This window comes from Pseudomonas sp. CH61 (genome assembly GCF_059429415.1).
Map to the genome: position 1 here is coordinate 359332 of NZ_CM182098.1, position 23741 is coordinate 383072.

Sequence of the window (23741 nt, forward strand, 5' to 3'; positions counted from 1 at the left end):
TTCTCTCGCAAGCACCTGATCAAACACCAGTCGAAAAAAAAGCGCAGTCCGTTGCCGGCTGCGCTTTTCTTTTAAACGTCGTTTACTGCGGACGCTTGCGCTCAACCGCACGCAACAGATGCGTCGGCGGCGTTTCACAGCTGATCTTGCGACCGAGCTTCTCTTCGATGGACGGCAACTGGTAAGAGTCGTCCTCACCGGCGAAGCTGATCGACACGCCATCGGCGCCAGCACGACCGGTACGGCCGATGCGGTGCACGTAGTCGTCCGGGACTTCCGGCAGAGTGAAGTTGATCACGTGGCTGATGCCGTCGATGTGAATGCCGCGACCGGCGACATCGGTGGCGACGAGCACGCGAATCTTGCCTTCGCGGAAACCTTCGAGGGTCTTGATGCGTTTGTGCTGTGGCACGTCGCCGGACAACTGCGCAGCATTCACACCGTCGCGCACCAGACGCTCTTCGATACGGCGCACTTCGTCCTTGCGGTTGGCGAAGACCATCACCCGCTCCCAGCCATTATCGTTGACCAGGTTGTAGAGCAGTTTGTACTTGTCGGCACCGGCCACCGCATAGATGTGTTGCTCGACGTTTTCGCTGGCGACGTTGGTGACTTCGATTTCGACGATGGACGGATCGGTCGTCCATTGCTTGGCCAGGTTCATTACGTCTTCGGTGAAGGTCGCGGAGAACAGCAGGGTCTGGCGCTCGGACTTCGGCGGGGTCTGGCGAATGATCTGGCGCACTTGCGGGATGAAACCCATGTCGAGCATGCGGTCAGCTTCGTCCAGCACCATCACTTCGACCATGTCCAGGTGCACGTCGCCACGCTGGTTGAAGTCGAGCAGACGGCCCGGAGTTGCCACAAGAATGTCGCAGTGGCGCGCTTCGAGGTGCTTGAGCTGCTTGTCGAAGTCCATGCCACCCACAAACGTCATGACGTTGAGGCCGGTGTATTTGGTCAGGTCGGCGGCGTCCTTGGCGATCTGCACCACCAGCTCACGGGTCGGCGCGATGATCAGCGCACGGGGTTCGCCCATGTAGCGTTCTTTCGGCGGCGGCGTTTGCAGCAGTTGGGTGATGATCGAGATCAGGAACGCGGCAGTCTTGCCAGTACCGGTCTGCGCGCGGCCAATGGCGTCTTTGCCGGCGAGGGTGAAGCCCAGCACCTGCGCCTGGATCGGCGTGCAATACGGAAAGCCCAGATCCTGAATGGCGTGCATCAGTTCTGGCGACAGCTTGAAATCGTGGAAGCGGGTTTTGCCTTCCTGTGGCTCGACGACGAAATCTTCGAGTTTCCATGGAATCACCGGTGCCTTGGGCTTCGGTTCGCGACGCGGTCTGGCCGGTTTCGGCTCTTCATTGCGCGCAGGCTCGGCGGCGATTGGCGCGGCCGGAGCGGGTTGCGGGTCTTGCTTCGGTGCTGCTACGGCAGCGGGGCGGTCGGCCTGGGGCGCATCGTTGCGATGACCGGGGGCGTGCGACGGCGCACTGGGAACTGGCGCGAGCTGCTCAGCCTCGCTTTTACCGAACATCTTCTTGAGTGCTTTGAGCACGGTCATCTCATCAATTGGTTAAGGAATGTACGCCGGCCAGTGTAATGCAAGAAACGGGCGCGGCGTAGTGTGATGATCAAAGGGCAGGCATTGCTGGCGTGATCAGCGCAGACGTTCGCTCAACCAAACGCCGATGTCGCGAATTTCCTCGGGTAACACTTCGTGCTCCATTGGGTATTCCTGCCATGTCACGGTGACACCATGCTTCACCAAATGCTCATAGGCACTGCGCCCCATCGAGTTCTGCACCACGCCATCGAACTGGCCGTGCAGGCATATCGCGGGAATCCGCTGCTGACTGGCTGAAAGCTCCATCTCATCGCTGAAGGTCGGCGCATACGTCGACAACGCCAGCACACCGCCCAACGGCCCCTGCCATTTCACAAAAGCGGTGTGCAACACCACAGCGCCACCCTGGGAAAAACCGGCGAGGAAAATCCGCGAGGCGTCTATTCCGCTGGCGCGCTCGTTTTCGATCAATTGAATGATGCGATCCGCCGACGCTTCCAACTGCTCACGGTCAATCGCCCGCGCCGGGCTCATGGCTTTGATGTCGTACCAGCTCGGCATGGCATATCCGCCATTTATCGTCACTGCAAGTGTGGGCGCCTGCGGCAGGACGAAGCGCGTGCTCAGCAGGCTTTCCTGCAACGCCTCGGCGACCGGCAGGAAGTCGTAGCGGTCGGCGCCGAGGCCGTGCAGCCAGATCACGCAGGCGTCTGCGGGCTTAACAGGCTGAAGAATCAAGGGCTCGGTCATGTCTGCTCCAAATATGTGCGGGCGCTCTCATTAAGTGCGTGATTCGAGTGCGCGTCCGGTTGATCCGTTAAGAAGATGTCGCAAGGTTACAAGTTTTGCTATTGACCTGTCGCCGAATCGATTCCGCGACAGGTGTGGTACGGGCTTTGCTATGGAAGGTTTTGTACGAAACATCCTACGCGTGGCGGTAACACTATCAGTGTACGACCCGCGACGGGATGGCAAAGAATCCGGTGATGGATGTTCGCCAATGGCCGCTACGGGCGCAGCGAACGTGAAAGGGCTACAGCCCGTTCGGCCGATTGGTGAGAAGTGAGTTGTCCATGATGTGGATTTTCTCCTACTAGACTCATAGCGAAGGTCTTACGTCGGTTGACCCCAAAAAAAGCCAACACGGGTCAACAACGCCTCAAAAGGGTGCGACTGGACTCAAGCTCCGACACAACAAGAGCAAAACTGGAGGTTTGAATGAAGATGTTGAAATCCACCCTGGCCATCGTGACTGCAGCAACAGTACTCGGTGTCAGCGGGTTCGCTCAGGCGGGTGCAACCCTGGATGCAGTGCAGAAGAAAGGTTTTGTGCAGTGTGGCGTGAGCGACGGTCTGCCGGGCTTCTCGGTACCGGACGCGACCGGCAAGATCCTCGGGATCGACGCTGACGTCTGCCGCGCTGTGGCCGCTGCCGTCTTCGGCGACGCGACCAAGGTCAAGTTCAGTCAGTTGAACGCCAAGGAGCGCTTCACCGCGCTGCAATCGGGCGAGATCGACATTCTGTCGCGCAACACCACCATGACCAGTTCGCGTGACGCGGGCATGGGCCTGAAATTCCCGGGCTTCATTACCTACTACGACGGCATCGGCTTCCTGGTGAACAACAAGCTGGGCGTGAAGAGTGCCAAAGAGCTGGACGGTGCAACCATCTGCATCCAGGCCGGTACCACCACCGAGCTGAACGTTTCCGACTACTTCCGCGGCAACGGTCTGAAATACACCCCGATCACTTTCGACACCTCCGATGAAAGCGCCAAGTCGCTGGAATCCGGTCGTTGCGATGTGCTGACCTCCGACAAGTCCCAGCTGTTCGCCCAGCGCTCCAAGCTGGCCTCGCCGAAGGACTACGTGGTTCTGCCGGAAACCATTTCCAAAGAACCGCTGGGCCCGGTCGTACGTAACGGCGACGACGAGTGGCTGGCCATCGTCCGTTGGGTTGGCTACGCGCTGCTCAACACCGAAGAAGCCGGCATCACGTCGAAGAACGTCGAAGCTGAAGCCAAGTCGACGAAGAACCCGGACGTTGCCCGTATGCTCGGCGCTGACGGCGAGTACGGCAAAGACCTGAAACTGCCGAAAGACTGGGTTGTGCAGATCGTCAAACAAGTCGGCAACTACGGCGAAATCTTCGAGAAAAACCTCGGCAAGGGTACTCCGCTGGAAATCGACCGCGGCTTGAACGCCCTGTGGAACAACGGCGGCATTCAGTACGCACCACCAGTGCGCTAATGGTTCTATCGCCCGGCGGGCCAACCGCCGGGTGATGTTCTTGTTCCATTTTTTCCGGGGCACTTCATGCAAAATTCAATCGGCGCACCAAAGCAGAGGCTCAGCCTCAGCGATCCACGAGTGCGTGCGTGGCTATTCCAGATCATCACCGTTGTGGCGGTGGTCTCGCTGGGCTGGTACCTGTTCGACAACACGCAAACCAACCTTCAGCACCGGGGCATTACCTCCGGTTTCGGCTTTCTGGAGCGCAGTGCCGGATTCGGCATCGCTCAACACCTGATCGACTACACCGAAGCGGACAGCTATGGCCGCGTCTTCGTCATCGGTCTGCTCAACACCCTGCTGGTGACTGTGATCGGCGTGGTTCTGGCGACGATCCTCGGCTTCATCATCGGTGTAGCGCGGCTGTCGCAGAACTGGATCATCAGCAAACTGGCGACGGTGTATGTGGAAGTGTTCCGCAATATTCCGCCGCTGCTGCAAATCCTGTTCTGGTACTTCGCGGTATTCCTGACCATGCCGGGGCCGCGCAACAGCCATAATTTCGGCGACACCTTCTTCGTCAGCAGCCGTGGCCTGAACATGCCAGCCGCGCTGGCGGCTGATGGTTTCTGGGCGTTCGTGCTCAGCATCGTGGTGGCCATTGTCGGCATCGTGCTGATGACGCGCTGGGCCGACAAGCGCTTTGAAGAAACCGGCGTACCGTTTCACAAGTTCTGGGTGGGGCTGGCGATTCTGCTGGTGATCCCGGCGTTGTGCGCATTGATCTTCGGCGCACCGCTGCATTGGGAAATGCCCGAGCTCAAAGGCTTCAACTTTGTTGGCGGCTGGGTGCTGATCCCGGAACTGCTTGCCTTGACCCTGGCCCTGACCGTGTACACCGCGGCGTTCATCGCCGAGATCGTGCGTTCGGGGATCAAGTCGGTCAGCCATGGCCAGACTGAGGCGGCGCGTTCCCTCGGCCTGCGCAACGGTCCGACCCTGCGCAAGGTGATCATTCCGCAAGCCCTGCGCGTGATCATTCCGCCGCTGACCAGCCAATACCTCAACCTGGCGAAAAACTCTTCGCTGGCGGCCGGTATCGGTTATCCGGAAATGGTGTCGCTGTTCGCCGGCACGGTGCTTAACCAGACCGGTCAGGCGATCGAGGTGATTGCCATCACCATGAGCGTGTACCTGGCGATCAGTATCAGCATTTCCCTGCTGATGAACTGGTACAACAAGCGCATTGCGCTGATCGAGCGGTAAGGAAAAGCGCATGAGTACTCATACTTTCAAACCCGACATGCCCCCACCGAACAGCAGCATCGGCGTGGTGGCGTGGATGCGCGCGAACATGTTCTCCAGCTGGCTCAACACCCTGCTGACGCTGTTTGCGTTCTACCTGATCTACCTCGTGGTGCCGCCGATCCTCAGCTGGGCGATTGTCGATGCCAACTGGGTCGGCACCACCCGCGCCGACTGCACCAAGGAAGGCGCCTGCTGGGTGTTCATTCAGCAGCGTTTCGGCCAGTTCATGTACGGCTACTACCCGACGGAACTGCGCTGGCGTGTCGACCTGACCGTGTGGCTGGCGGTGATCGGCGCGGCGCCATTGTTCATCTCGCGTGTGCCGCGTAAAGCGATCTACGGGCTGAGCTTCCTGGTGCTGTACCCGATCATTGCCTTCACCCTGTTGCACGGCGGTTTCGGTCTGACCCCGGTGGCAACCAGCCAGTGGGGCGGCCTGATGCTGACCCTGGTGATCGCCACTGTCGGTATCGCGGGAGCTTTGCCACTGGGGATCGTGCTGGCGCTGGGTCGTCGTTCGAACATGCCGGCGATTCGTGTGGTCTGCGTGACCTTCATCGAGTTCTGGCGCGGCGTGCCGTTGATCACGGTGCTGTTCATGTCCTCGGTGATGCTGCCGCTGTTCCTGCCGGAAGGCATGAACTTCGACAAACTGCTGCGGGCACTGATCGGCGTGATCCTGTTCCAGTCGGCCTATGTCGCCGAAGTGGTGCGCGGTGGTCTGCAAGCGATCCCCAAAGGTCAGTACGAAGCAGCTGCAGCGATGGGCCTCGGTTACTGGCGCTCGATGGGCCTGGTGATTTTGCCGCAAGCCCTGAAGCTGGTGATCCCCGGCATCGTCAACACCTTTATTGCGCTGTTCAAGGACACCAGCCTTGTGATCATCATTGGCCTGTTTGACCTGCTCAACAGCGTAAAACAAGCCGCTGCCGACCCGAAATGGCTGGGCATGGCCACCGAAGGCTACGTGTTCGCCGCCTTGGTGTTCTGGATTTTCTGTTTTGGTATGTCGCGCTATTCCATGCATCTGGAACGCAAGCTCGACACTGGCCACAAGCGTTAGGAGTTGTGTAAATGAGTGAAGCAATCAAAAAGCCTGTAGGTTCTGAAGGCATTATTCAGATGCAGGGCGTCAACAAGTGGTACGGCCAGTTCCACGTGCTCAAAGACATCAATCTCAACGTCAAACAGGGCGAGCGTATCGTCCTGTGCGGCCCGTCGGGGTCGGGTAAGTCGACGACGATTCGCTGCCTCAATCGTCTGGAAGAACACCAGCAGGGCCGCATCGTCGTCGACGGCGTGGAACTGACCAACGACCTCAAGCAGATCGAAGCGATCCGCCGTGAAGTCGGCATGGTGTTCCAGCACTTCAACCTGTTCCCGCACCTGACCATTTTGCAGAACTGCACCCTGGCACCAATGTGGGTACGCAAGATGCCCAAGCGCAAGGCCGAGGAAATCGCCATGCATTATCTGGAACGCGTACGCATTCCGGAGCAGGCGCACAAATTCCCGGGACAACTGTCCGGTGGTCAGCAGCAGCGTGTGGCGATTGCTCGCGCCCTGTGCATGAAACCGAAAATCATGCTGTTCGATGAACCGACTTCAGCGCTCGATCCGGAGATGGTGAAGGAAGTACTCGACACCATGATCGGTCTGGCTGAAGACGGCATGACCATGCTCTGCGTGACCCACGAGATGGGCTTTGCCCGTACCGTGGCCAACCGTGTGATCTTCATGGACAAGGGTGAGATCGTTGAACAGGCGGCGCCGAATGACTTCTTCGATAATCCGCAGAATGAGCGGACGAAGTTGTTCTTGAGTCAGATTTTGCATTGATGGTTTGTGAGTAAAACAAACCCGGCCTTGTGCCGGGTTTGTTTTTTATGGGTCAGGAAACGGTGAGGGTTTCGTGTTCCTTGTGCACCGTGTACTTGAACGCACCTCTCAAGTCAGCCCCTTCGGCCAAGACTTTCGCATCGGCAAGCAAGTGCGGGTAACGATCCAGCAGCCGCATCAAAAGCATCAACGCCTTTGGCGGCAGCAATTCCCCTCGTTCGTACCTAGAAAATGCGTTGTGGCCTCCACCTGACAGCAGTTGCACCGTCTCTTTTTGCGTCAGGTGCAATTTGCGCCGGATGCGCTTCATCTCGGAACCGATCATTTGTCGGGCAGCGATAACCAACTCATCGCCTGCTTGCGTGTAACGATCAGCGCTATCGGTGCCGTCATCCCACTCGACTTCCCCGCACTGCCGGCATTCCCAGCCAGCAAGATCATCTACGCGGCGCTCCATGCCTTTGACACTCAGGGTTTCACCGCGACCCTCGAAATGCCTCATTCCCTCACGGGCACCACAGCTGAAACATTGCCGGGTTTTCATGGGTTTTTCTCCTTGAAGGAGATTATCGGTGCGCCGCCGGCAGGGCGGTATGTCACCTTGATGTAAATCTCCAGGCCTTTTGAGTTGATGTGATACACGTCCTGCCAGACTCGATGATCGTCGTAGGTTGTCATCGATTTGTACAACATCCTGTTCTGCAACTCGAAAACGATCTCCTGCATTTCTGCGAAGCTAAAACCGAGATCGAGACCGGTTTTTTCCGCGGTCTTGGTGAAAGCTTGTCTGCCAAGTCGTCTGACTTCCGCCTTAATCACCGCCAAGTCGTAATGGGGTGTGTTCTTCTCCATAAGAAACCAAAACCCTGTCCCTGAAATTACCCTTAAAGGGTAATTTTGACCAATCGAAAATGCCGCTCCATGTGTCTCCGATTGACCCTAGGTGGTTGCCGTCCTACACGGGTCTGACTAACATGTCAGAAAATTCATCCTATGATTGGATGAAAGGGCGAATCCTATGTCAGACATTTCTCCACTCGTTAAGCGATCCCTGGTCGATCAGGCCTTGGATCAACTCCGTCAGCGCATCAACAGCGGTGCCTGGCAGGTTGGCGAGCGTTTGCCGACCGAACCCGAGCTGTGCGCCGAGCTGGGCATCAGCCGCAACACCGTGCGCGAAGCCATGCGCGTGCTGGCGTTTTCAGGGCTGATCGAGATTCGTCAGGGCGATGGCAGTTATCTGCGCGCAGTGGTCGATCCGATGGATACCCTGAAAGCGCTGTCGCAATGCTCGCTGGAACAGGCACGGGAAACCCGCCACATCCTCGAAGTCGAGGCCATCGGCCTGGCGGCGTTACGTCGTACCGAAGAAGACCTCGTCGCATTGCGTGAGGCGCTCGGCACCAGCGGCAGCCACTACCACGGCGATCTCGACACCTACATCGCCTGCGATCTGGTGTTCCACCGCCGTCTGGTCGATGCCGCGCACAACCCGACCCTCAGCGAGCTTTATCGCTATTTCTCCAGCATCGTCGGCGCGCAATTGCGCCAGACCCTGAACATCGTCCCGCGCCGTCAGGAAGTGTTCGACCTGCACATCGCGTTGCTCGATGCGGTCGAACAACGCGACCCGGAACGGGCCAAAGCCTTGTCGAGGCAGTTGATCAATGAACCTTGAAACCGAGAAATCCATGTCCCGCAGTGAGATATCCACAACCCCCAAACGTACGGCAGAACTTGAAGAACTGCTGATCGACGCCGAGGCTGACGACGAGCAAGTGCAACAAAGCCATCCGCTGGTGCGCCGGCCGTGGCTGTTGCTGCTCGGCTTGATTCTGGTCGCGCTGAATTTGCGTCCGGCGCTGTCGAGCATGGCGCCGCTGCTCAGTGATGTGTCGAAAAGCCTCGGATTATCGGCAGCTCAGGCCGGTTTGCTGACCACGTTGCCGGTGCTTTGCCTCGGTTTGTTTGCACCCTTGGCGCCGATTCTGGCGCGACGTTTTGGCGCTGAGCGGGTGGTGCTGGGGATTTTGTTGGCGTTGGCCGGCGGTATCATTTTGCGCAGCAACTTCGGTGAGATCGGCCTGTTCGCCGGCAGCGTATTGGGTGGCGCCAGCATCGGCATCATCGGTGTTCTGTTGCCGGGGATCGTCAAGCGCGACTTCGCCAAACACGCCGGCACCATGACCGGCGTCTACACCATGGCGTTGTGTCTGGGCGCGGCGATGGCGGCCGGTTCCAGCGTGCCGTTGAGTGAGCATTTTGGTGGCAGCTGGGCGATGGGCCTGGGTTTCTGGGTGATTCCAGCTTTGGTGGCGGCGGTGTTCTGGCTGCCGCAAGTCGGGCAAAAGCATGGCGCGCACAACGTCGCCTATCGCGTGCGCGGTCTGCTGCGTGATCCGCTGGCCTGGCAGGTGACCTTGTACATGGGTCTGCAATCATCGCTGGCCTACATCGTCTTCGGCTGGTTGCCGTCGATCCTGATCGGTCGTGGACTGACACCAACCCAGGCCGGTCTGGTGTTGTCCGGTTCGGTGATCATTCAACTTGCCAGCTCGTTGGCCGCGCCGTGGCTGGCGACGCGTGGCAAGGATCAGCGTCTGGCGATTGTGGTGGTGATGGCGCTGACCCTTGGCGGTCTGTTCGGCTGCCTGTACGCGCCGATCGAAGGCCTGTGGGGCTGGGCGATTCTACTGGGGCTGGGGCAGGGTGGTACGTTCAGTCTGGCGCTGACGTTGATCGTGCTGCGTTCGCGCGATTCCCATGTTGCGGCGAACCTGTCGAGCATGTCCCAGGGTTTCGGTTACACGCTGGCGTCGATGGGGCCGTTTGCGGTCGGCGTGGTGCATGACTGGACCGGCGGCTGGAATGCGGTGGGCTGGATCTTCGGCATCATTGGTACAGGCGCGATCATCGCCGGGCTTGGCGCCGGGCGGGCGCTGTACGTGCAAGTGCAAAGCGAAAGAATCTGACGCGGTTCAAACTGTAGGCCTTCGCCTGCTCGCGATAGCTTTATACCAGTCAACGTTGCGCTGACTGACACACCGCTATCGCGAGCAGGCGAAGGCCTACATGGGTTTTGTGTACAGCGGGTATTCGGTGTGCGAATGCCGATAGTGTTTCTGCGCATTGCAGATTATCGTGCTGGCAATCTGTACCTATTTTGGAGATTGCCCATGAGCGAAGCCCACGCCGCGTTGATCACCCGCTTTTACCAGGCCTTCCAGCGCCTCGATGCCGAAGCCATGGCCGCGTGCTACACCGACGATGTAGTGTTCAGCGATCCGGCTTTCGGTGAACTGCGCGGGCGCGATGCTGGCGACATGTGGCGCATGCTCACCACTCGGGCCAAGGATTTCTCGCTGACCTTCGACAACGTCCGCGCCGATGAGCGCAGCGGCGGCGCACATTGGGTCGCGACCTACCTGTTCAGCCAGACCGGCAACATCGTCATCAACGATATCCAGGCCCGTTTCGTCTTCCGAGACGGCAAGATCTGCGAACACCACGATCACTTCGATCTGTGGCGCTGGTCGCGTCAGGCCCTGGGTTTCAAAGGCCTGCTACTGGGCTGGACACCGCTGGTGCGCAACGCCGTACGCGCTCAGGCGCTGAAGGGACTGAAGGCATTCCAGGCCGGGCGCTGATAAGATCGCCGCCTGTTTCCTACTCGTCTTGATCCCGAAGTGACCAGCCTTAGCGAAAAATCTGTCGAAGTTGCCGAACCAGTGAGCAAGTCCTGGTTCGTCTACCTCGTGCGCGCCGCCAATGGCTCGTTGTATTGCGGGGTCAGCGATGATCCAGTGCGCCGCTTCGCCAAGCATCAAAGCGGCAAAGGCGCGCGGTTCTTTCTCTCCAGCCCGGCGATGGCGCTGGTCTACACCGAGCTGTGCCGCGACAAGAGCGATGCGCTGCGTCAGGAACGCTTGATCAAAAAACTCAGGAAGAGCGCCAAGGAATGTCTGGTTGCGTCTTATCAATCTGACTGATCAGTTCCCATCAGGCAGATCTGTAGGCTGCTAAGCAAATGCACGCTAAGCTGCCGGCTCACTATCTGAGCGGCGGAGCCGAGCATGTCCGAGTTGATTCTCCACCATTACCTGACCTCTCCATTTGCCGAGAAGGCCCGCCTGTTGCTGGGCTTCAAAGGCTTGTCGTGGCGCTCGGTGCATATCTCGCCGGTGATGCCGAAACCGGATCTGACCGCGCTGACTGGCGGCTACCGCAAGACCCCGGTGCTGCAGATTGGCGCTGATATCTATTGCGACACATCGCTGATCGCCCGTCGCCTGGAGCAGGAAAAGGCCTTGCCGGCGTTCTTTCCCGAGGGCCAGGAATTCACCGCCGCCAGTTTTGCCACATGGGCTGATTCGGTGGTGTTCCAGCATGCGGTGAGCCTGGTGTTTCAGCCGGAATCGGTGGCGGTGCGCTTCGCCAAGTTGCCGCCGGAAGCGATCAAGGCTTTTATCGCCGACCGCGCCGGTCTGTTCAGTGGTGGCAGCGCCACGCGTTTGTCCGCTGAGCAGGCCAAACATCAGTGGCCGACGATCATGGCGCGTCTGGAGCAGCAGTTACAGCGCGAGCAGGGCGACTTCCTGTTCGGCGAGCCGTCGATTGCCGACTTCGCGCTGGCGCATCCGCTGTGGTTCCTCAAGGCTACGCATGTCACGGCTCCGCTGGTGGATGAATATCCGGCTGTTGCGGCCTGGTTGAGTCGAGTACTGGGCTTTGGCCATGGCGCAGCCAGTGCGATGACGTCGGAAGAGGCGCTGGAGGTTGCACGCAGCGCGACACCGGCGGTGTTGCCGGATGAGCAGTTCGTAGATCCGAATGGGTTCAAGGCTGGGCAGCAGGTGGCGATCTCGGCGACCGATTACGGGGTTGATCCGGTGGTGGGTGAGTTGCTGTTTGCCGGTAGCGAAGAGTTGATCATTCGTCGTGAAGATGAGCGTGGCGGTGTGGTGCATGTGCACTTCCCGCGATTCGGCTTCCGTATCGAAGCACGCTGATCTCTCAAGTCTGATGCAAAACTTTGTAGGAGTGAGCCTGCTCGCGATAGCGGTGTGTCAATCGGCGGATTTATCGACTGACACACCGCTATCGCGAGCAGGCTCACTCCTACAGGTTATTTCAGGGCGGCGAGGATTTCGTCCGGGTCAAACCCGCGAATCAATGTGCCGTTAACGTCGATCAGCGGTATCCCGCGCCCACCCAATGCCTCATACGCCTTGCGCGCTTCGGCATCCTTCTCGATATCGAACTCCTTGAACGGTATCCCCTTGCTGTCGAGAAAACGTTTGGTCTGCTTGCAGTAGCCGCACCAGTCGGTGGCGTAGAGCACGACGTTGGCCTGCGCGCGCGTCTGCTCGGCAACCATCTGCGACGGGTTGAACACCCGCTCGATCTTGCCCCAGTTCTGATAGACCACGACCACCAGCAGAACCAGCGCAACTTTCTTCAGCACATTGCCGAGCATCAGTTACGCCGCTTCAGCTGATCGGTGAGCGACGTCGGCAAGCCTTTGATCACCAGCGTGCCAGCCTCTTCGTCGTATTCGATCTTCGAGCCCAGCAGGTGCGCTTCAAAGCTGATCGACAGGCCTTCGGCGCGCCCGGTGAAGCGGCGGAATTGATTCAGGGTACGTTTGTCTGCCGGAATCTCTGGCGATAGGCCGTAATCCTTGTTGCGGATGTGATCGTAGAAGGCTTTCGGACGCTCTTCGTCGATCAGCTCGGAGAGCTCTTCCAGGCCCATCGGTTCGCCGAGTTTGGCCTGGCTGCTGGCGTAATCGACCAGGGTCTTGGTCTTCTCGCGGGCGGATTCTTCCGGCAAGTCTTCGCTCTCGACGAAGTCGCTGAAAGCCTTGAGCAACGTACGGGTTTCGCCCGGGCCGTCGACGCCTTCCTGGCAGCCGATGAAGTCGCGGAAGTATTCCGAGACCTTTTTGCCGTTCTTGCCTTTGATGAACGAGATGTACTGCTTGGACTGTTTGTTGTTCTGCCACTCGGATACGTTGATCCGCGCCGCCAGATGCAATTGGCCGAGGTCGAGGTGGCGCGACGGGGTCACGTCCAGCTCATCGGTCACCGCCACGCCTTCGCTGTGGTGCAGCAGGGCGATCGCCAGGTAATCGGTCATGCCTTGTTGATAGTGGGCGAACAGTACGTGGCCGCCGACCGACAGGTTCGACTCTTCCATCAATTTTTGCAGGTGCTCGACCGCGACTTTGCTGAACGCGGTGAAGTCCTTGCCGCCTTCCATGTATTCCTTCAGCCAGCCGCTGAACGGGAACGCACCGGATTCCGGATGAAACAGGCCCCAGGCTTTGCCCTGTTTGGCGTTATAGCTTTCGTTGAGGTCGGCGAGCATGTTTTCGATGGCTGCAGACTCGGCCAGTTCCGTGTCACGGGCGTGCAGAACTGCGGGCGTGCCGTCGGGTTTTTTGTCGATCAGGTGGACGATGCAATGACGGATCGGCATGGGCTTCTCGGCTGTTGGAAGGGAGGAGGGCAGGCTCCCCCGAAAAAGCGCCCAGTGTACCGCAACCATTGGTTTTGGCGCGGGTTGTAGGGCAAAACCGGGGCGCGCACTGACGCATATGCAGTTTTTTACCGATTTAGAGCAATAAAGCTGACCAAATGGGTAGCTAGAGGCGGATATTTCCCCGTCTCTGTGCTAGTTTTGCCCGGTCTTACGCGAAGTCACTGCGTTAAGCGTGCAATCAGCATTTGTCAGGTCGAACCAAACCCTGATTTCGGTATCTATAACCCGACTCGTCGTGGTTATCGCCGAGGGTGCCAGATCCAGAAGATCGGGCTCGATGGCTGACACTGCACTCTGCAATCCATATGAATTTGATAGGGAAGGAACACTACATGGCTCTTACTAAAGACCAACTGATCGCCGACATCGCTGAAGCTATCGACGCGCCGAAAACCACCGCGCGTAACGCTCTGGACCAACTGGGCCAAATCGTTGCCGATCAGCTGGAAAACGGCGGCGAAATCACCTTGCCAGGTATCGGCAAGCTGAAAGTGACCGAGCGTCCTGCCCGCACTGGCCGTAACCCTTCGACTGGCGCTGCCATCGAAATCCCTGCTAAGAAAGTGATCAAGCTGGTTGTGGCCAAAGGCCTGACCGACGCTGTGAACAAGTAAGACGCAGTAATAAAAAACCGTGCACCGGAGCGATCCGGGCACGGTTTTTTTGTGCCTGCGATTTGGCGAGGCACTTGAACCAATGTGGGAGCGAGCCTGCTCGCGAAAGTGGTGGGTCAGTCGATATTGAAGCTAACTGACACACCGCCTTCGCGAGCAGGCTCGCTCCCACAGGGGCATCTGCGCAGCTATCAGCGTACCCAGCGCTCGCGGCGCCAGATCTGCTGCTCGGACTTGGTCTGGAAAGTCCAGGCCACAAAGCGGCTCTGCTTCTGGCCCTGAGACATCTCGACGACCTGGCTTTCCAGCACGCCGGCCTTTTTCAGCGCGGTTTCGATGGCCGGCAGGTTCGAGGCTTTCGACACCAGCGTGCTGAACCACAGCACCTTGTGCTGGAAGTTCGCGCTCTCGGCGATCAGTTGCGTCACGAAACGCGCTTCACCGCCTTCACACCACAGCTCTGCCGACTGGCCACCGAAGTTCAGCACCGGCAGTTTGCGTTTCGGGTCGGCCTTGCCCAGTGCGCGCCATTTGCGCTCGCTGCCCTTGGTCGCTTCATCCATCGAAGCGTGGAACGGCGGGTTGCACATGGTCAGGTCAAAGCGCTCACCCGGTTCCAGCAGACCGATCAGGATGTGCTTGCGGTTTTCCTGCTGACGCAGCTGGATCACCTTGTTCAGGTCGTTGGACTGAACGATGGCGCGGGCGGCAGCCACGGCGGTCGGGTCGATCTCCGAACCGAGGAAGTGCCAGCGGTATTCACTGTTACCGATCAGCGGATACACACAGTTGGCACCCATGCCGATGTCCAGCACGTTGACGATCGCGCCGCGCGGCACCTTGCCGTCGTTCATGCTCGCCAACAAATCGGCGAGGAAGTGCACGTAATCGGCACGGCCCGGTACCGGTGGGCAGAGGTAGTCTGCCGGGATATCCCAATGCTGGATGCCATAAAACGACTTGAGCAACGCCCGGTTGAACACGCGCACCGCATCGGGGCTGGCGAAGTCGATGCTTTCCTTGCCGTACGGGTTGGTGATCACGAACTTCGCCAGTTCCGGCGTGGTCTTGATCAGCGCCGGGAAGTCGTAACGACCCTGATGGCGATTGCGCGGGTGCAGGCTGGCCTTTTCACGCGGCTCAACGGCTTTGGCCGGGGTCGCGGAGTCAGGCTTCTTGCGCGCAGGTTTGGGTGTGCGGGGGGCGTTCATGGGCGTGATCGATTCGGGTATGGCTGAAAGTGGCGGGTATTGTCCCACATCTCAAGGCAACACCGGTCAAACTGTGGGAGCGAGCCTGCTCGCGAAGGCGGTTTCACATCCGGCAGATTTGTCGACTGACCCACCGCTTTCGCGAGCAGGCTCGCTCCCACAGGGGATTCGTGGTGATCAGGAATAAAAAAGGGAGACCACCTGGGCCTCCCTTTTTCAATGCGATTTGCCGTTACAGGCTGGCAATCCGCGCATGCTGCTCGGCCAGTTTGCCCAGGGCTTGTTCAGCCTCGGCCAGTTTGGCGCGTTCCTTCTCGATGACTTCGGCCGGGGCCTTGTCGACGAAACCGGCGTTGGACAGTTTGCCGCCAACGCGCTGGACTTCGCCCTGCAGACGCAGGATTTCCTTGTCCAGACGCGCCAGTTCAGCGCCCTTGTCGATCAGGCCGGCCATCGGCACCAGCACTTCCATCTCGCCAACCAGAGCGGTGGCGGACAGCGGTGCTTCTTCACCAGCCTGTAGAACGGTGATCGATTCCAGACGCGCCAGCTTCTTCAGCAGCGCTTCGTTCTCGGTCAGGCGGCGCTGGTCTTCAGCGCTGACGTTCTTCAGGTAGATCGGCAGCGGCTTGCCCGGGCCGATGTTCATTTCGCCACGGATGTTACGCGTGCCGAGCATCAGTTCCTTGAGCCATTCGATGTCGTCTTCGGCGGCCGGATCAATGCGCTCTTCGTTGGCCACTGGCCACGCTTGCAGCATGATCGTCTTGCCCTGAATACCGGCCAGCGGCGCAATGCGCTGCCAGATTTCTTCAGTGATGAACGGCATGAACGGATGCGCCAGACGCAATGCCACTTCCAGTACGCGAACCAGCGTACGGCGAGTACCGCGCTGACGTTCAACCGGCGCATTCTCGTCCCACAGCACTGGCTTGGACAGTTCCAGGTACCAGTCGCAGTACTGGTTCCAGATGAACTCGTAGAGCGCTTGCGCGGCGAGGTCGAAACGGAACTGATCGAGTTGACGGGTCACTTCGGCTTCGGTGCGTTGCAGTTGCGAGATGATCCAGCGATCCGCCAGCGACAGCTCGTAGGCTTCGCCGTTCTGGCCGCAGTCTTCGCCCTTGTCCAGAACGTAACGCGCAGCGTTCCAGATCTTGTTGCAGAAGTTGCGATAGCCTTCAACGCGGCCCATGTCGAACTTGATGTCGCGACCGGTCGACGCCAGCGAGCAGAAGGTGAAGCGCAGCGCATCGGTGCCGTAGCTGGCGATGCCGTCGGCGAACTCGTCGCGGGTCTGCTTCTCGATCTTCTTCGCCAGTTTCGGCTGCATCAGGCCGGAGGTGCGCTTCTGCACCAGTTCTTCCAGCTCGATGCCGTCGATGATGTCCAGCGGGTCAAGGACGTTGCCCTTGGACTTGGACATCTTCTGGCCCTGACCATCGCGCACCAGACCGTGCACATAAACGGTCTTGAACGGCACTTGCGGGGTGCCGTCTTCGTTCTTGATCAGGTGCATGGTCAGCATGATCATCCGGGCAACCCAGAAGAAAATGATGTCGAAGCCCGTCACCAGTACGTCGGTGGAGTGGAATTTCTTCAGGAATTCGGTCTGCTCAGGCCAGCCCAGGGTGGAGAACGTCCACAGGCCGGAACTGAACCAGGTGTCGAGTACGTCGTTGTCCTGTTGCAGCGCAACGTCCGGGCCGAGGTTGTGCTTGGCGCGCACTTCGGCTTCGTCGCGACCGACGTAGACCTTGCCCGACTCGTCGTACCAGGCCGGAATCCGGTGGCCCCACCACAGCTGACGGCTGATGCACCAATCCTGGATGTCGCGCATCCACGAGAAGTACATGTTTTCGTACTGCTTCGGCACGAACTGGATACGACCGTCTTCAACCGCGGCAATCGCAGGCTCGGCCAAAGGCTTGGTCGACACGTACCACTGGTCGGTCAGCCACGGCTCGATGATGGTGCCGGAGCGGTCGCCTTTCGGTACTTTCAGGCCGTGGTCGTTGACACTGACCAGCAGGCCGGCGGCATCGAACGCAGCAACGATCTGCTTGCGCGCTTCGAAACGCTCAAGACCGGCGTATTCAGCCGGAATCGCGCCATCGATGCTGTCGTTCAGCGTGCCGTCGAGGTTGAACACTTGGGCTGCCGGCAGCACGTTGGCGTTCTTGTCGAAGATGTTCAGCAGCGGCAGGTTATGACGCTTGCCGACTTCGTAGTCGTTGAAATCGTGGGCCGGGGTGATTTTTACGCAGCCGGTGCCGAATTCAGGATCGCAGTAATCGTCGGCGATGATCGGTATGCGGCGGCCAACCAGCGGCAGCTCGACAAACTTGCCGATCAAGGCCTGGTAGCGCTCATCGTTCGGATTCACCGCGACGGCGGAGTCGCCGAGCATGGTTTCCGGACGGGTGGTCGCGACGATCAGGAAATCGTTGCCATCAGCGGTTTTCGCGCCGTCGGCCAGCGGGTACTTGAGGTTCCACAGGAAACCTTTCTCGTCGTGGTTTTCCACTTCGAGGTCGGAAATCGCCGTGTGCAGTTTGGTGTCCCAGTTGACCAGGCGCTTGCCGCGATAGATCAGGCCGTCTTCGTGCAGGCGTACGAAGGCTTCTTTAACCGCTTCCGAGAGGCCGTCGTCCATGGTGAAGCGCTCGCGGCTCCAGTCAACGGACGAGCCGAGACGGCGGATCTGACGGCTGATGTTGCCGCCGGACTGATCCTTCCACTCCCAGACTTTCTCGAGGAATTTTTCGCGGCCCAGATCATGGCGATTCTGGCCCTGGGCCTCGAGTTGACGCTCCACCAGCATCTGCGTGGCGATACCAGCGTGGTCGGTGCCCGGTTGCCACAGGGTGTTGCGACCCTGCATGCGGCGGAAACGGATCAGGGCGTCCATGATCGCGTTGTTGAAACCGTGACCCATGTGCAGGCTGCCGGTGACGTTCGGCGGCGGGATCATGATGGTGTAGGAGTCGCCCGCGCCTTGCGGGGCGAAGTAGTTCTCGGACTCCCAGGTGTTGTACCAGGAAGTTTCAATGGCGTGCGGCTGGTAGGTCTTATCCATGCGCGGCGGGACCCTATTGGCATTAATTCAGGAAAAGCCGACGAGTATAGCGGGGCATGGGGCCGAGGGCGAGCGGGGCGGGCCCGGAGGGGATCTAAATGTAGGAGTGAGCCTGCTCGCGATGCTGGCGCTGCGGTTTTTCAGGAAAACCGAGGTGCTGCTATCGCCAGCAGGCTGGCTCCCACAGGGGGTTGGGGGTTATTCGTACTGGCTGAGCAGTCGTTCCATCCGTGCATCGAGCCGGCGTTTGATTTCGGTTTCGATGTGCGGGGCGAAGTCGTCGATCACGTCTTGCATGATCAATTGCGCGGCGGCGCGCAGTTCGCTGTCGAGGTGGAGCAGGGCGTCCGGGCCTTTATTCACAGGTGCCGTCGGTGGCGCGGCGGGTGTCGGAGCTGGCGCGGGTGGTGGTTCGACAGCGGCCGGCTCGTTGCCGACCGAATCGAACAACATCGGAATCTGTTCCTGTTCGCCATCATCGACCGTGTCGGTCAACAGAGGTGGTTGCAGGTTGTCGTCGCCGAGCAACTGGCGGATCGATTCGAGATCGTCCAGCAGGTGTGCGGACTTTTGCTGCGGTTTCGGAGTGTCCATTGGAATGCTCAGAGTCGCTGTAAACGGTGATCTTGCAGAGGATAGCCCTGTTCGCGGTAGAAACGGAAACTCTCCCGCGCGGCCGCCCGAATCGTCGGATCTTCGACCACCACTTCCGCCACCCGGGCGAATTTGTTGGCGAAGGCCGGGACTTTCAGATCGAGATTGACCAGTAAATCCTGATGCAGACCGCAGTCGTCACCCAGACCCAAAACGATCAAACCGTCCGGTTCGCTGTCTGCCGGGCCATGCGGCACGAACGTTTCGCCCTTGAATGCCCAAAGGCGCGCATCGAGATCATCACGCTGGGCGGCATCGCTGCAATGCAGGTAGATGCGGTGGCCCATGCGCCAGGCTTTCTCGGTGAGCTTGCAGGCAAAGTCCAGGCGAGCCGAAGGGTCGGCGCTGGGCAGGATATAGAAGTCGACTTTGGTCATTGCGGTTCCAGAGCAGCAAGCGGCGTCACCCGAAGGTAACGCCGCCCGTCAGCGGGTTCAGGCTTTGGCGCGATCCAGCAGGTACTGGGTCAGCAGAGGCACCGGACGGCCGGTTGCGCCTTTGTCCTTGCCGCCGCTGGTCCATGCGGTGCCCGCGATGTCCAGGTGCGCCCAGTTGAGGTTCTTGGTGAAGCGCGACAGGAAACATGCAGCCGTGATGGTCCCGGCTTTCGGCCCGCCAATGTTGGCGATGTCGGCGAACGGGCTGTCCAGTTGCTCCTGGTATTCGTCGAACAGCGGCAATTGCCAGGCGCGGTCATCAGCGGCTTTACCGGCGCTCAGCAGTTGGTCGATCAGTTCGTCGTTGTTGCCCAGCAGGCCCGAGGTGTGCGCACCCAGTGCCACGACGCAGGCGCCGGTCAGGGTGGCGATGTCGATCACCGCTTGCGGCTTGAAACGCTCGGAGTAGGTCAGCGCATCGCACAGCACCAGACGGCCTTCGGCGTCGGTATTGAGGATTTCCACGGTCTGGCCGCTCATGGTGGTGACGATATCGCCCGGACGGGTCGCGTTGCCGCTCGGCATGTTCTCTGCGCAGGCGAGAATGCACACTAGGTTGATCGGCAGTTTCAGTTCAAGTACGGCACGCAGGGTACCGAACACGGAGGCCGCGCCGCCCATGTCGTACTTCATTTCGTCCATGCCGGCGCCTGGTTTCAGGCTGATGCCGCCGGTGTCGAAGGTGATGCCTTTACCGACCAGTGCGTACGGCTTCTCGGATTTCTTGCCGCCGTTGTATTGCATGACGATCAGGCGCGGCGGTTGCTCGCTGCCCTGGCCGACGGCGTAGAACGAGCCCATACCGAGGGATTTGATCTTCTTCTCGTCGAGGACTTCGACTTTCAGATCCTTGAACTCTTTGCCCAGATTCTTGGCTTGTTCGCCGAGGAAGGTCGGGTGGCAGATGTTCGGCGGCAGGTTACCCAGATCGCGGGTGAACGCCATGCCGTTGGCGATCGCGGTGGCGTGGTTCACGGCGCGTTGCACTTCGGCTTGCGCGGCCTTGATGGTCAGCAGGGTGATTTTCTTCAGGGCGCGCGGTTCGGCTTTCTGGCTCTTGAACTGGTCGAAGGTGTATTCACCATCGACCAGGGTTTCTGCCAGCAGACGGGTTTTGCCGTAGCTGTCACGGTTTTTGACAATAACTTCATCCAGCGCCAGCACGGCGTCGCTGCCGCCCAGACCCTTCAAAGTGTTGAGGATGCCGGCCACGATTTTACGGAACGGACGATCGCCCAGTTCCTCATCCTTGCCTACGCCGACCAGCAGCACGCGCTCGGCTTTGAGGTTCGGCAGGCTGTGCAGCAGCAGGCTTTGACCGACTTTACCAGCCAGATCGCCACGCTTGAGCACGGCGCTGATTGCACCACCGCTCAGTTCGTCGACTTGTTTGGCGGCGACGCCGAGTTTGCGGCCTTCGCCGACGGCAACCACCAGGGTGGCGGTTTTCAACGTTTCTGGGCTAACGCTTTTTACAACCAGTTCCATGTCCGGATCCCTGAATGAATGGTCAACACGCAGGCGTTCGACGGAGGCCGCAGTCGCCTGCTTATAGATAGAAGAGGCGCAGGCCAAAGCCTGCGACAAGGGCCGCAGTTTGAACCTCGCTCCCCGCGCCTGACAACCCTAGGGGTGTTCTCAATTAGTTTTCACACCGCGTTGTCGCCTTAAAGCCAGCCAGGCAAGGCGCAGGCCGCTGGGAATGGTTGTTCCCTTTCCAAGGCCTGCAACGCAGACTGGCCGGCTTTAAGGCACAAGCCGAAGGGCCGGGCCTGCTGTTGTGCAGGGCTGCGTTGCTCGAAGCTTATTTGGAATGACCAAACCACGCTTCTCGCGCCTTGCCCTGCACAACAGCAGACCCGGCGCGGTGTGAAAACTAATTGAGAACGCCCCCTAGGTTGTACGATCTGCAAAGGATTACAGACATGGATGAGTGTGCGCAGTGACAGGCGCCCTCAATCACAGGATAATGCCGCATCTTTTTTCGACGGCTCTGCGTTGCGGGCCGGTCGATGTGTTTGCTTGTTTGGCCGCCTTAGCCTGACAACCCTGGAGTGTCTGGTTTGATCGTCTTCCGTTATCTGTCCCGCGAAGTCCTGTTGACCCTCAGCGCCGTGAGTGCTGTGCTGCTGGTCATCATCATGAGCGGTCGCTTCATCAAATATCTGGCTCAGGCCGCTGCCGGCCAGCTCGATCCGGGCTCGTTGTTCCTGATCATGGGCTATCGCCTGCCGGGTTTCCTGCAGCTGATTCTGCCGCTGGGCCTGTTCCTCGGGATCCTGCTGGCCTACGGTCGCCTGTATCTGGAAAGCGAGATGACCGTGCTCTCGGCCACCGGCATGAGTCAGCAGAAGCTGTTTCGCATGACCCTGTTCCCGGCGACGCTGGTTGCACTGGTGGTGGCGTGGCTGAGCCTGGGCCTGGCCCCGCAAGGCGCCAACCAGTTCCAGTTGCTGCTGAACAAGCAAGACGCGCTGACCGAGTTCGATACCCTCGAACCGGGTCGCTTCCAGGCCTTGCGTGACGGCACTCGAGTGACTTACACCGAAACGTTGAGCGACGATCGCGTCAATTTGGGCAGCGTATTCATCTCGCAGAAAAACCTCGGCGCCAATCAGAAGGACCGCGGGATTTCCGTGCTGGTGGCCGAAAGCGGTCGCCAGGAAGTGCGCCCCGACGGCAACCGCTATCTGATCCTCGATAACGGCTATCGCTACGACGGCAGCCCGGGTCAGGCCGATTACCGCGCTATTCACTACGAAACCTACGGTGTGCTGTTGCCCAAGCCAGACGTCAGCGAAGAAGTCACCGATCGTGACGCCATGCCGACCTCGTCTCTGCTGGGCAGCGATGACATCCGCTCCAAAACCGAACTGCAATGGCGTTTGTCCCTGCCGCTGCTGGTGTTTATCGTGACCCTGATGGCGGTGCCGCTGTCGCGAGTCAATCCGCGCCAAGGGCGTTTCCTCAAGCTGCTGCCGGCGATTCTTCTTTATATGGCTTACCTGACCATCCTGATTGCCGCCCGCGGCGCCCTTGAGAAGGGCAAGATCCCGCCGGCCCTCGGCCTGTGGTGGGTGCACGCGATCTTCCTGTTCATCGGTCTCGGCCTGCTCTATTGGGAGCCGCTGCGTCTGAAGATGGCCAGCCGTCGCGCTGCAGCGCTGGAGGTGGCTCGTGGTTAAACTCGACCGCTACATCGGCAGCAGCGTGTTCATGGCGATCATCGCCGTGCTGGCAATCATTCTCGGTCTGGCAACCTTGTTTGCCTTTATCGATGAGATGGGCGACGTCAGCGATACCTACACGCTGGTCGATGTTCTGAGCTTTGTATTGCTGACCGCGCCGCGCCGTCTCTACGAAATGTTGCCAATGGCCGCATTGATCGGCTGCCTGATCGGCCTCGGCAGTCTGGCCAGCAGCAGTGAACTGACGGTCATGCGCGCTGCGGGCGTGTCCATCGGGCGTATCGTCTGGGCTGTCATGAAGCCAATGCTGGTGCTGATGCTGGCGGGCGTGCTGATCGGCGAATACGTCGCTCCGGCGACCGAAAGCATGGCGCAGGCCAACCGTTCGCTGGCGCAAGGCAGCGGCGACGCGCAAAGCGCCAAGCACGGTATGTGGCACCGTCAGGGTGAGGAATTTATCCACATCAACGCCGTGCAACCCAACGGCTTGCTGTACGGCGTGACTCGTTATCACTTCGACAAGGAGCGCCATCTGCTCAGTTCGAGCTTCGCCAAAAAGGCTGAGTTCGATGGCACCAAGTGGCAGCTCACCGACGTTGCCACCACGCTGTTCCATGAGCGCAGCACCGAAGTCGTCAATACCCCAAGCGAGCAATGGGACGTGGCGTTGAGTCCGCAATTGCTCAGCACCGTGGTCATGGCCCCGGAATCGCTGTCGATCAGCGGCCTGTGGGGTTACATCCACTACCTGTCCGAGCAAGGCCTGAGCAACGGCCGTTACTGGCTGGCATTTTGGGTCAAGGTGTTGCAGCCGCTGGTGACCGCTGCACTGGTACTGATGGCGATCTCCTTCATCTTCGGCCCGCTACGCTCGGTGACCCTTGGCCAGCGCGTGTTCACCGGCGTGCTGGTGGGCTTCACCTTCCGTATCGTCCAGGATTTGCTCGGCCCGTCGAGCCTGGTGTTCGGTTTCTCGCCGCTGTTTGCGGTGCTGGTGCCGGCCGGTGTCTGTGCGCTGGCGGGTGTCTGGCTGCTGCGAAGAGCCGGTTGATGACAGGCGATTGATCTGTGC

Annotated in this window: 23 protein-coding genes; 12 read left to right on the plus strand and 11 right to left on the minus strand. The window is 59.6% G+C overall.

Features of this window, described 5'->3' with window-relative positions; all coding sequences use genetic code 11:
* Positions 1 to 82 precede the first annotated feature (82 nt).
* Positions 83 to 1561 (minus strand): ATP-dependent RNA helicase RhlB, encoded by a 1479-nt coding sequence (gene rhlB, locus AC5SEM_RS01550; RefSeq protein ID WP_495472034.1) that lies wholly within the window; start codon positions 1559 to 1561, stop codon positions 83 to 85.
* A gap of 96 nt (positions 1562 to 1657) precedes the next feature.
* A complete protein-coding gene (locus AC5SEM_RS01555; protein ID WP_116029547.1) occupies positions 1658 to 2314 on the minus strand; it encodes an alpha/beta hydrolase in 657 nt (218 codons plus the stop codon).
* 468 nt (positions 2315 to 2782) lie between these two features.
* Between AC5SEM_RS01555 and AC5SEM_RS01560 the strand changes: the two genes are divergently transcribed.
* The 4 genes from AC5SEM_RS01560 (at position 2783) to AC5SEM_RS01575 (ending at position 6943) form a co-directional block, all read left to right on the plus strand.
* Complete coding sequence (locus tag AC5SEM_RS01560; RefSeq protein ID WP_077571226.1) at positions 2783 to 3814, plus strand: amino acid ABC transporter substrate-binding protein; 1032 nt, start codon at positions 2783 to 2785, stop codon at positions 3812 to 3814.
* A 66-nt stretch (positions 3815 to 3880) separates the two neighbouring features.
* Positions 3881 to 5062: an amino acid ABC transporter permease gene (locus tag AC5SEM_RS01565; protein WP_495472035.1), complete on the plus strand. Its 1182-nt coding sequence runs from the start codon at positions 3881 to 3883 to the stop codon at positions 5060 to 5062.
* 10 nt (positions 5063 to 5072) lie between these two features.
* Positions 5073 to 6167 (plus strand): amino acid ABC transporter permease, encoded by a 1095-nt coding sequence (locus tag AC5SEM_RS01570; RefSeq protein ID WP_007949911.1) that lies wholly within the window; start codon positions 5073 to 5075, stop codon positions 6165 to 6167.
* 11 nt (positions 6168 to 6178) lie between these two features.
* On the plus strand, positions 6179 to 6943 hold the full coding sequence (locus tag AC5SEM_RS01575; protein ID WP_495472036.1) for an amino acid ABC transporter ATP-binding protein: 765 nt from the start codon (positions 6179 to 6181) through the stop codon (positions 6941 to 6943).
* 52 nt (positions 6944 to 6995) lie between these two features.
* Here the strand turns inward: AC5SEM_RS01575 and AC5SEM_RS01580 are convergent, their stop codons facing one another.
* The gene (locus AC5SEM_RS01580) at positions 6996 to 7487 is read right to left on the minus strand and encodes a type II TA system antitoxin MqsA family protein (RefSeq protein ID WP_495472037.1); all 492 of its coding nucleotides are present in this window, start codon (positions 7485 to 7487) and stop codon (positions 6996 to 6998) included.
* Positions 7484 to 7795 carry a type II toxin-antitoxin system MqsR family toxin gene (locus AC5SEM_RS01585; protein ID WP_495472038.1) on the minus strand — a complete coding sequence of 104 codons (312 nt, stop codon included), beginning with the start codon at positions 7793 to 7795 and terminating at the stop codon, positions 7484 to 7486. Before AC5SEM_RS01585 ends, AC5SEM_RS01580 begins: the two co-directional genes overlap by 4 nt.
* A gap of 166 nt (positions 7796 to 7961) precedes the next feature.
* Between AC5SEM_RS01585 and AC5SEM_RS01590 the strand changes: the two genes are divergently transcribed.
* From AC5SEM_RS01590 to AC5SEM_RS01610, 5 genes are all read left to right on the plus strand, one after another.
* A complete protein-coding gene (locus AC5SEM_RS01590) occupies positions 7962 to 8621 on the plus strand; it encodes a FadR/GntR family transcriptional regulator (RefSeq protein WP_495472039.1) in 660 nt (219 codons plus the stop codon).
* The gene (locus tag AC5SEM_RS01595; RefSeq protein WP_495472040.1) at positions 8611 to 9915 is read left to right on the plus strand and encodes a CynX/NimT family MFS transporter; all 1305 of its coding nucleotides are present in this window, start codon (positions 8611 to 8613) and stop codon (positions 9913 to 9915) included. Before AC5SEM_RS01590 ends, AC5SEM_RS01595 begins: the two co-directional genes overlap by 11 nt.
* A 204-nt stretch (positions 9916 to 10119) precedes the next feature.
* Positions 10120 to 10590 carry a nuclear transport factor 2 family protein gene (locus AC5SEM_RS01600; protein WP_077571232.1) on the plus strand — a complete coding sequence of 157 codons (471 nt, stop codon included), beginning with the start codon at positions 10120 to 10122 and terminating at the stop codon, positions 10588 to 10590.
* A gap of 39 nt (positions 10591 to 10629) precedes the next feature.
* The gene (locus AC5SEM_RS01605) at positions 10630 to 10932 is read left to right on the plus strand and encodes a GIY-YIG nuclease family protein (protein ID WP_463572582.1); all 303 of its coding nucleotides are present in this window, start codon (positions 10630 to 10632) and stop codon (positions 10930 to 10932) included.
* A gap of 84 nt (positions 10933 to 11016) precedes the next feature.
* Entirely contained in the window at positions 11017 to 11952 is a 936-nt protein-coding gene (locus AC5SEM_RS01610; RefSeq protein ID WP_495472041.1) for a glutathione S-transferase family protein, read from the plus strand.
* 116 nt (positions 11953 to 12068) lie between these two features.
* On the opposite strand, the gene AC5SEM_RS01615 is transcribed toward AC5SEM_RS01610, so the two are convergent.
* Together AC5SEM_RS01615 and yejK are read right to left on the minus strand one after the other, a co-directional pair.
* A complete protein-coding gene (locus AC5SEM_RS01615) occupies positions 12069 to 12419 on the minus strand; it encodes a glutaredoxin family protein (RefSeq protein ID WP_034154584.1) in 351 nt (116 codons plus the stop codon).
* Complete coding sequence (gene yejK / locus AC5SEM_RS01620) at positions 12419 to 13423, minus strand: nucleoid-associated protein YejK (RefSeq protein WP_007909053.1); 1005 nt, start codon at positions 13421 to 13423, stop codon at positions 12419 to 12421. The genes AC5SEM_RS01615 and yejK overlap by 1 nt, the downstream gene beginning before the upstream one ends.
* A gap of 395 nt (positions 13424 to 13818) precedes the next feature.
* Between yejK and AC5SEM_RS01625 the strand changes: the two genes are divergently transcribed.
* Positions 13819 to 14100 (plus strand): HU family DNA-binding protein, encoded by a 282-nt coding sequence (locus tag AC5SEM_RS01625; protein ID WP_003221909.1) that lies wholly within the window; start codon positions 13819 to 13821, stop codon positions 14098 to 14100.
* Positions 14101 to 14291: 191 nt separating this feature from the next.
* Here AC5SEM_RS01625 and rlmF read toward each other — a convergent pair whose 3' ends face one another.
* From rlmF to AC5SEM_RS01650, 5 genes are all read right to left on the minus strand, one after another.
* Positions 14292 to 15311, minus strand: coding sequence for a 23S rRNA (adenine(1618)-N(6))-methyltransferase RlmF (gene rlmF / locus AC5SEM_RS01630; protein WP_371042400.1), 1020 nt, complete (start codon positions 15309 to 15311; stop codon positions 14292 to 14294).
* Between the two features lie 232 nt (positions 15312 to 15543).
* Entirely contained in the window at positions 15544 to 18390 is a 2847-nt protein-coding gene (locus AC5SEM_RS01635) for a valine--tRNA ligase (RefSeq protein WP_150749495.1), read from the minus strand.
* 198 nt (positions 18391 to 18588) lie between these two features.
* Entirely contained in the window at positions 18589 to 18984 is a 396-nt protein-coding gene (locus AC5SEM_RS01640) for a DNA polymerase III subunit chi (protein ID WP_116028682.1), read from the minus strand.
* 8 nt (positions 18985 to 18992) lie between these two features.
* A complete protein-coding gene (locus AC5SEM_RS01645; RefSeq protein WP_141128899.1) occupies positions 18993 to 19421 on the minus strand; it encodes a DNA polymerase III subunit chi in 429 nt (142 codons plus the stop codon).
* A gap of 57 nt (positions 19422 to 19478) precedes the next feature.
* Complete coding sequence (locus AC5SEM_RS01650; protein WP_077571238.1) at positions 19479 to 20969, minus strand: leucyl aminopeptidase; 1491 nt, start codon at positions 20967 to 20969, stop codon at positions 19479 to 19481.
* A 575-nt stretch (positions 20970 to 21544) separates the two neighbouring features.
* Here AC5SEM_RS01650 and lptF point away from each other — a divergent pair.
* Positions 21545 to 22666 (plus strand): LPS export ABC transporter permease LptF, encoded by a 1122-nt coding sequence (gene lptF / locus AC5SEM_RS01655; RefSeq protein ID WP_137219209.1) that lies wholly within the window; start codon positions 21545 to 21547, stop codon positions 22664 to 22666.
* A complete protein-coding gene (gene lptG / locus AC5SEM_RS01660; RefSeq protein ID WP_034154799.1) occupies positions 22659 to 23720 on the plus strand; it encodes an LPS export ABC transporter permease LptG in 1062 nt (353 codons plus the stop codon). The genes lptF and lptG overlap by 8 nt, the downstream gene beginning before the upstream one ends.
* Positions 23721 to 23741: the final 21 nt, after the last annotated feature.

Coding starts and splice junctions, on each gene's coding strand:
- rhlB (WP_495472034.1), bottom strand. CDS start 1,561: ATGACCGTGCTCAAAGCACTCAAGAAGATGTTCGGTAAAAGCGAGGCT.
- AC5SEM_RS01555 (WP_116029547.1), bottom strand. CDS start 2,314: ATGACCGAGCCCTTGATTCTTCAGCCTGTTAAGCCCGCAGACGCCTGC.
- AC5SEM_RS01560 (WP_077571226.1), top strand. CDS start 2,783: ATGAAGATGTTGAAATCCACCCTGGCCATCGTGACTGCAGCAACAGTA.
- AC5SEM_RS01565 (WP_495472035.1), top strand. CDS start 3,881: ATGCAAAATTCAATCGGCGCACCAAAGCAGAGGCTCAGCCTCAGCGAT.
- AC5SEM_RS01570 (WP_007949911.1), top strand. CDS start 5,073: ATGAGTACTCATACTTTCAAACCCGACATGCCCCCACCGAACAGCAGC.
- AC5SEM_RS01575 (WP_495472036.1), top strand. CDS start 6,179: ATGAGTGAAGCAATCAAAAAGCCTGTAGGTTCTGAAGGCATTATTCAG.
- AC5SEM_RS01580 (WP_495472037.1), bottom strand. CDS start 7,487: ATGAAAACCCGGCAATGTTTCAGCTGTGGTGCCCGTGAGGGAATGAGG.
- AC5SEM_RS01585 (WP_495472038.1), bottom strand. CDS start 7,795: ATGGAGAAGAACACACCCCATTACGACTTGGCGGTGATTAAGGCGGAA.
- AC5SEM_RS01590 (WP_495472039.1), top strand. CDS start 7,962: ATGTCAGACATTTCTCCACTCGTTAAGCGATCCCTGGTCGATCAGGCC.
- AC5SEM_RS01595 (WP_495472040.1), top strand. CDS start 8,611: ATGAACCTTGAAACCGAGAAATCCATGTCCCGCAGTGAGATATCCACA.
- AC5SEM_RS01600 (WP_077571232.1), top strand. CDS start 10,120: ATGAGCGAAGCCCACGCCGCGTTGATCACCCGCTTTTACCAGGCCTTC.
- AC5SEM_RS01610 (WP_495472041.1), top strand. CDS start 11,017: ATGTCCGAGTTGATTCTCCACCATTACCTGACCTCTCCATTTGCCGAG.
- AC5SEM_RS01615 (WP_034154584.1), bottom strand. CDS start 12,419: ATGCTCGGCAATGTGCTGAAGAAAGTTGCGCTGGTTCTGCTGGTGGTC.
- yejK (WP_007909053.1), bottom strand. CDS start 13,423: ATGCCGATCCGTCATTGCATCGTCCACCTGATCGACAAAAAACCCGAC.
- AC5SEM_RS01625 (WP_003221909.1), top strand. CDS start 13,819: ATGGCTCTTACTAAAGACCAACTGATCGCCGACATCGCTGAAGCTATC.
- rlmF (WP_371042400.1), bottom strand. CDS start 15,311: ATGAACGCCCCCCGCACACCCAAACCTGCGCGCAAGAAGCCTGACTCC.
- AC5SEM_RS01635 (WP_150749495.1), bottom strand. CDS start 18,390: ATGGATAAGACCTACCAGCCGCACGCCATTGAAACTTCCTGGTACAAC.
- AC5SEM_RS01640 (WP_116028682.1), bottom strand. CDS start 18,984: ATGGACACTCCGAAACCGCAGCAAAAGTCCGCACACCTGCTGGACGAT.
- AC5SEM_RS01645 (WP_141128899.1), bottom strand. CDS start 19,421: ATGACCAAAGTCGACTTCTATATCCTGCCCAGCGCCGACCCTTCGGCT.
- AC5SEM_RS01650 (WP_077571238.1), bottom strand. CDS start 20,969: ATGGAACTGGTTGTAAAAAGCGTTAGCCCAGAAACGTTGAAAACCGCC.